Below are 5,664 nucleotides of genomic sequence, written 5' to 3'. Positions count from 1 at the left end.
GTCACGGTGTGGCCGCGGCCAGGATGGGCGGGGGCCTCCGCCGCGCCGCCGTGGGCGCGGGCGATGGACCGTACGATCGACAGCCCCAGCCCGGTGCCGGACCCCGCCCCGAGGCGGTCGCGGCCGTCGCCGCGCCGGAAGGGTTCGAAGAGGTCGTCGACCTCGTCGGCCTCGATGAACGGGCCGGTGTTGCGCACCGTCAGCAGCCTCGGCCCCACCCGCACGTCCACCGTGCCGCCCCGGTGATTGTGGATCACCGCGTTCCGCAGCAGGTTTCCGGTCAGCTGGGCCAGCAGCACCCGGTTGCCCCACACCTGCGCGTCCGTGGAGCGCACCGTCACCTTCACCCCGGCCCGTTCCGCGCGCCCGCGCACCGCGGCGGTCTCCTCCGCGACGACGTCCGCGAGGTTGAGCCGGTCGCGGCTCTCCAGGCCGCGCTCGCTGCGCGCGAGCACCAGCAGCCCGTCGATGAGGCGCTCGCTGCGCCGGTTGGTCTCCAGCAGCGTCGCCTTCGTCTCGGCCAGTTCCTCCGCCGACGGGCGGCCCCCCTCCAGCCCCACCTGGATGGCGGCGCGCTGCGTGGCGAGCGGGGTGCGCAGTTCGTGCGAGGCGTTGGCGATGAACCGGCGCTGGCTGTCGAACGCCCCTTGCAACCGCCCCAGCAGCGCGTCGATGGTGTCGGCCAGCTCCTTCAGCTCGTCGGCGGGGCCGTTCTGCCCGATGCGCTCGTGCAGGTTCCGCTCGGAGATCCGCCGCGCCTTGGCCGTCATGACGTGTACGGGCCGCAGCACGCGGCCCGCCGTCCACCAGCCGACGCCGACCGCGAACAGCGCGGTGACCAGCAGCGCCACCACCGACCAGAAGACCAGCTGCTGCGAGGCGGCCTGGCTGACGCCGTCGGAGACCTGGGCGATCTCCCGCATCCGGTACACCTTGGTGATCGGCTCCTCGGCGGGAGCCGTCACCGTCGGCGCGGGGAAGCGGTGCACCGGTACGTACAGGTCCACCGGAGCGCCCGTACGGGCCTGGGCCTGGGAGCGGATATGGCCCGCCCGCTCCTGCGTGCCCGCGCTGGAGAGCACGTTCACGAAGATCAGCAGAGCGGTGGCCAGCACCAGGAAGACCCCGCCGAAGACGATGGCGACGCGGGTGCGGACCTTGTGGCCGGGCGAGCGGCCCGCCGTCACACCACCGCGCTCGCCACGGACCCGGTCGGGGCGGGTCCGGGCGGAGCGGGACCGGCCGGAGGAGGAACGGCCTGATCGGAACGCGCTCACAGTGCGTACCCGACGCCCTGCTCCGTACGGATCAGCGCCGGTTCGCCGAGTTTCCCGCGCAGCTTGCTCATCGCGACGCGCACCGCGCCCGTGAACGGGTCGGCGTTCGCGTCCCAGGCCCGTTCCAGCAGCTCCTCGGCGCTGACCATCGCGCCGTCCGCCTCCAGCAGGATCTGGAGGACCGCGAACTCCTTCGGGGAGAGGTCCAGCACCACCCCGTCCCGCATGGCCGTGCGCCGTACGGTGTCCAGCACCAGGCCGGAACGTTCCAGCACCGGCGGCGTGGGCCGCGCGCTGCGCCGCCGCAGCGCCCGTACCCGCGAGATCAGCTCGGGGAACTCGAACGGCTTGGGCAGATAGTCGTCCGCCCCCAGGTCGAGGCCGGAGACCCGGTCCTCCATGGAGCCCGCGGCGGTCAGCATCAGGATGCGGGTGCGGGAGCCGGAGGCGACGAGCCGGCGGGTGACCTCGTCGCCGTGCACGCGCGGCAGGTCGCGGTCGAGGACGACCACGTCGTAGTCGTGCAGCCCGAGGTAGGCGAGGGCGGCGTCCCCGCTGTAGACGGTGTCCACGGCGAAGCCGGCCCGGCGCAGGCCGGTCGCGACCAGCTCCGCCAGTACTTCCTCGTCCTCGGCGACCAGTACCCGCATGATGGCGTTCATCTCCCTCTGCACCCTTCGCCCCCTTCCAGGATGCGGGTGTACAGGAGGAGATGTTTCGCGAACGTCTCTCCGGGGCCCGTGAATGTCCTGATCAGTCCGGTGGGCGGGAAAATCCGGGGCGGGTGGTCCAGCGCCCTCCGATACGATATTGACGACCCGCAGTGGATCCGCGGGCCAAATTGTCACACCCGGTACCGACTTGGGAGCAGCCTGCAATGGCTCGACACCTCATCACCAGCGCCCTTCCCTATATCAACGGGATCAAGCACCTGGGCAACATGGTGGGGTCCATGCTCCCGGCGGACGTGTACTCCCGGTACCTCCGCCAGCGCGGCCACGACGTCCTGTACATCTGCGCCACCGACGAGCACGGCACCCCCGCCGAGCTCGCCGCCAAGGACGCCGGGCTGCCGGTCGCCGAGTACTGCGCGCAGCAGCACGACGCGCAGCGGGCGATCTACGACGGCTTCGCGCTCGCCTTCGACCACTTCGGCCGCAGCTCCTCGCAGCAGAACATCGAGATCACCCAGCGCTTCGCCCGGAAGCTGCACGAGAACGGCTTCATCGAGCAGCGGGCGATCCGCCAGGTCTTCTCCCTCGCCGACGACCGCTTCCTGCCGGACCGCTACATCGTCGGCACGTGTCCGCACTGCGGTTACGACAAGGCGCGCGGCGACCAGTGCGAGAACTGCACGCGGGTGCTGGACCCCACGGACCTCATCGAGCCGCGCTCCGCGATCAGCGGCAGCGGCGATCTGGAGGTCCGCGAGACCAAGCATCTCTTCCTCCTCCAGTCGAAGCTGGCGGCGGAGGTCGAGGCGTGGATCGACGCGGTCGGCGACGAGTGGCCGACGCTGTCCTCCTCCATCGCCCGCAAGTGGCTGACCGAGGGGCTGCACGACCGCGCGATCACCCGCGACCTGGACTGGGGCGTGCCGGTGCCGGCCGGCGTCTGGCCGGAGCTGGCGGCCGAGGGCAAGGTCTTCTATGTCTGGTTCGACGCCCCCATCGAGTACATCGGGGCGACGAAGGAGTGGGCGGACGCCGCTTCGGAAGATGACGGCTCCCGCGACTGGAAGTCGTGGTGGTACGAGGCCGACGACGTCCGCTACACGCAGTTCATGGGCAAGGACAACGTCCCGTTCCACACGGTGATGTTCCCGGCCACCGAGATCGGCACCCGCGAGCCGTGGAAGCGCGTCGACTGCGTCAAGGGCTTCAACTGGCTGAACTACTACGGCGGGAAGTTCTCCACGTCGCAGAAGCGCGGCATCTTCACCGGCGACGCCCTGGAGATCCTGCCCGCCGACTACTGGCGCTACTTCATGATGGCGAACGCCCCCGAGTCGGACGACACGTCCTTCTCCTGGGAGCTGTTCTCCTCCGTCGTGAACAAGGATCTCGCCGACACCCTCGGCAACTTCGTCAACCGCGTGCTGTCCTTCTCCCGCAAGCGCTTCGGCGACGCGGTGCCGGCGGGCAGCGCGCCGGGCGAGGCCGAGCGGAAGCTGGGCGAGCAGATCGCCGAGCTGCTCGCGGAGTACGAGGGCCATCTGGAGGCGCTCCAGTTCCGCAAGGCGGCCGCCGCGCTGCGGGCGCTGTGGAGCGCGGGCAACTCCTACCTGGAGGAGAAGGCCCCCTGGCTGGAGATCAAGACCGACCAGGACGGCGCGGCGCTGACGCTGCGTACGGCGATGAACCTCATCCACCTGTACGCGGTGGTCTCCGAGCCGTTCATCCCGTCCTCGGCGAAGGCGATGCGCTCGGCGTTCGCGCTTCCCGACGACACGGCGACGTGGGTCACGGCCGACGAGGCGCGGGCGCTGGCGTGGGTGCCCGCGGGTACGGACTTCACGGTGCCGCCGGTGCTCTTCGCCAAGATCACGGATGAGGACCTGGAGGGCTACCGCGCCCGGTTCGGCGGCGAGGAGGCGCAGACCGCGCCCGAGGCCGCGCCCGCCGAGTAGCGGTACGGACGCGCGTAAGGCACGTACGAGGACCACCCGCACAGGGGCCGGAAGGCCGCCCTGTGCGGGTGGTCTTTTTGTTGCCGCCGGTCGCCGCCGGTCGCCGTTGAGGGGGGTGGGGGGTGTTGGGCACGGGGCCGCCGGGGCTAGGGTCGCCCCGAGCTCGGTTCTGTGACACGACGAGACGCCCCGATTGCCCTTGAACACACCGCCGATGTGAGTGTTCGGGCACCGAATCGACACCTCTTGAACACAACGTCATTGTCTCGTTGATCGTTCAGCAATCTTTTGTTGAGCACTGCCGAGCACTCTGGGACTGTCGCTATACGGGGGAAGACAAGGAACAGAACACCAGTGCTCGAAAAACGCGTCACGGTGGTCGTCCACGCCGCGGACCCGCTCAGCCGGGCCGGGGTCATCAGCCACCTACAACATCAGCCCACCGTCGATCTTCTGGAGCGCCCCGGCGCGGGCGCCGGGGAGGAGCCGCGCGGCACGGTCGCCGTCGCGCTCGTCGACCGCGTCGACGAGGCGGCCGGGGCCGAGCTGAGACGCCTCGTCAGAGGCGGGGAACAGCGCGTGGTGCTGATCGCGAACGAACTGCGCGAGCCGGAGTTGATGACCGTCGTCGAGTACGGGGTGCGCGCCATTCTCTGGCGCCACCAGGCGACGCCGCAGAAGCTGCTGCGCGCCGTGCACAGCGCGGCCCGCGGCGAGGGGGAGCTGCCGCCCGACCTGATCAACAGACTGCTGACCCAGGTCGGGCGGCTGCGGCGGTCCGCCATGGACTCCACGTCGTCCTCGTTCGTACCGACGCTGGGCATGGCGCCCCGCGAGGTCGACGTGCTGCGGCTGGTCGCGGAGGGCATGGACACCCGGCAGATCTCGGAGAAGCTCGCCTACTCCGAGCGGACCGTGAAGAACGTCCTGCACGCCCTGATGACACGGCTGCAACTGCACAACCGCGCGCACGCTGTCGCGTACGCGCTGCGGGAGGGATACATCTGATGGGACCGCTGACAGGACCAGGGCGAGGGTCGGGGGACGGCGCGTGATTCATGAGGTCGACGAGGCGCTGCGGCGCGTACTGCGCGGCGGCGCGCTGCCGGACACGACCGGCGAGGTCGTGTTCGAGGCGCCCACCCGCGACTGGGCCGCCCGCCGCAACGCGCCCACCCTCAACGCGTATCTCTACGACATCCGCGAGGAGGTCGCCCGCCGCGAGCGCGGCGCGATCAACGTCCGGGACGCGTCCGGAATGGTGGTCCGCAGACGCCAGCCGCCGCGCTGGTTCCGGCTGTCGTACCTGCTCACCGCATGGACGACGCGCCCCCAGGACGAGCACCGGCTGCTGTCGGCGGCGCTCGGCTGCCTGCTCTCGCACGAGATCCTGCCGGCCGCCGCGCTGCCCGAGGCGCTCACCGCCCTGGAGCTGACGCTGCCGATGTCGGTGGGCGTGCCGCCCGCCGAGTCCCGTTCCATCGCCGACATCTGGTCGGCGCTGGGCGGCGAGCTGAAGCCCTCGCTGGACGTGGTGATCACGGTCCCGTTCCCGGTCTCGCCCTCGTACGAGGTGGCGCCGCCGGTCACGGAGGCGGTCACCCAGGTCAAGGGCATCAACGGGGTCCCCGGGGACGCGCAGCCGCGCGTGCTGCGTTCGGTGCCGGGCGACGGCTCCGGCGCGAGCGGCTCGCCGCGCGGCGGCCGCCGCGGCGGCGACCTGCGGTCGGTGGCCGAGTGAGCGCCGCCGACGCACAC

At 71.1% G+C, this 5,664-nt stretch carries 5 protein-coding genes; 3 read left to right on the top strand and 2 right to left on the bottom strand.

Features of this window, described 5'->3' with window-relative positions:
* Window positions 1-1,187 (bottom strand): ATP-binding protein (locus tag ACFU99_RS31050; protein ID WP_384398347.1); only part of this gene is annotated, 1,187 nt, incomplete at its 3' end.
* A gap of 86 nt (window positions 1,188-1,273) precedes the next feature.
* Window positions 1,274-1,927 carry a response regulator transcription factor gene (locus ACFU99_RS31045; protein ID WP_384398345.1) on the bottom strand — a complete coding sequence of 218 codons (654 nt, stop codon included), beginning with the start codon at window positions 1,925-1,927 and terminating at the stop codon, window positions 1,274-1,276.
* A 227-nt stretch (window positions 1,928-2,154) separates the two neighbouring features.
* On the opposite strand from ACFU99_RS31045, the gene metG reads away from it, so the two are divergent.
* The 3 genes from metG (at window position 2,155) to ACFU99_RS31030 (ending at window position 5,647) form a co-directional block, all read left to right on the top strand.
* Window positions 2,155-3,906 (top strand): methionine--tRNA ligase, encoded by a 1,752-nt coding sequence (metG, locus tag ACFU99_RS31040; RefSeq protein ID WP_384398343.1) that lies wholly within the window; start codon window positions 2,155-2,157, stop codon window positions 3,904-3,906.
* Between the two features lie 354 nt (window positions 3,907-4,260).
* The gene (locus tag ACFU99_RS31035; protein ID WP_384398342.1) at window positions 4,261-4,914 is read left to right on the top strand and encodes a response regulator transcription factor; all 654 of its coding nucleotides are present in this window, start codon (window positions 4,261-4,263) and stop codon (window positions 4,912-4,914) included.
* 43 nt (window positions 4,915-4,957) lie between these two features.
* Window positions 4,958-5,647 (top strand): DUF4255 domain-containing protein, encoded by a 690-nt coding sequence (locus ACFU99_RS31030; RefSeq protein ID WP_384398340.1) that lies wholly within the window; start codon window positions 4,958-4,960, stop codon window positions 5,645-5,647.
* Window positions 5,648-5,664 lie beyond the last annotated feature (17 nt).

The sequence above is a fragment of the Streptomyces sp. NPDC057654 genome (assembly GCF_042800135.1).
Taxonomy (GTDB): Bacteria; Actinomycetota; Actinomycetes; order Streptomycetales; family Streptomycetaceae; genus Streptomyces.
This window is presented reverse-complemented; position numbering and strand designations above follow the sequence as displayed.

Bases quoted from the DNA above. Each gene is read 5' to 3' on its own strand.
- ACFU99_RS31045 (WP_384398345.1), bottom strand. From the start codon at position 1,927: ATGCGGGTACTGGTCGCCGAGGACGAGGAAGTACTGGCGGAGCTGGTC.
- metG (WP_384398343.1), top strand. From the start codon at position 2,155: ATGGCTCGACACCTCATCACCAGCGCCCTTCCCTATATCAACGGGATC.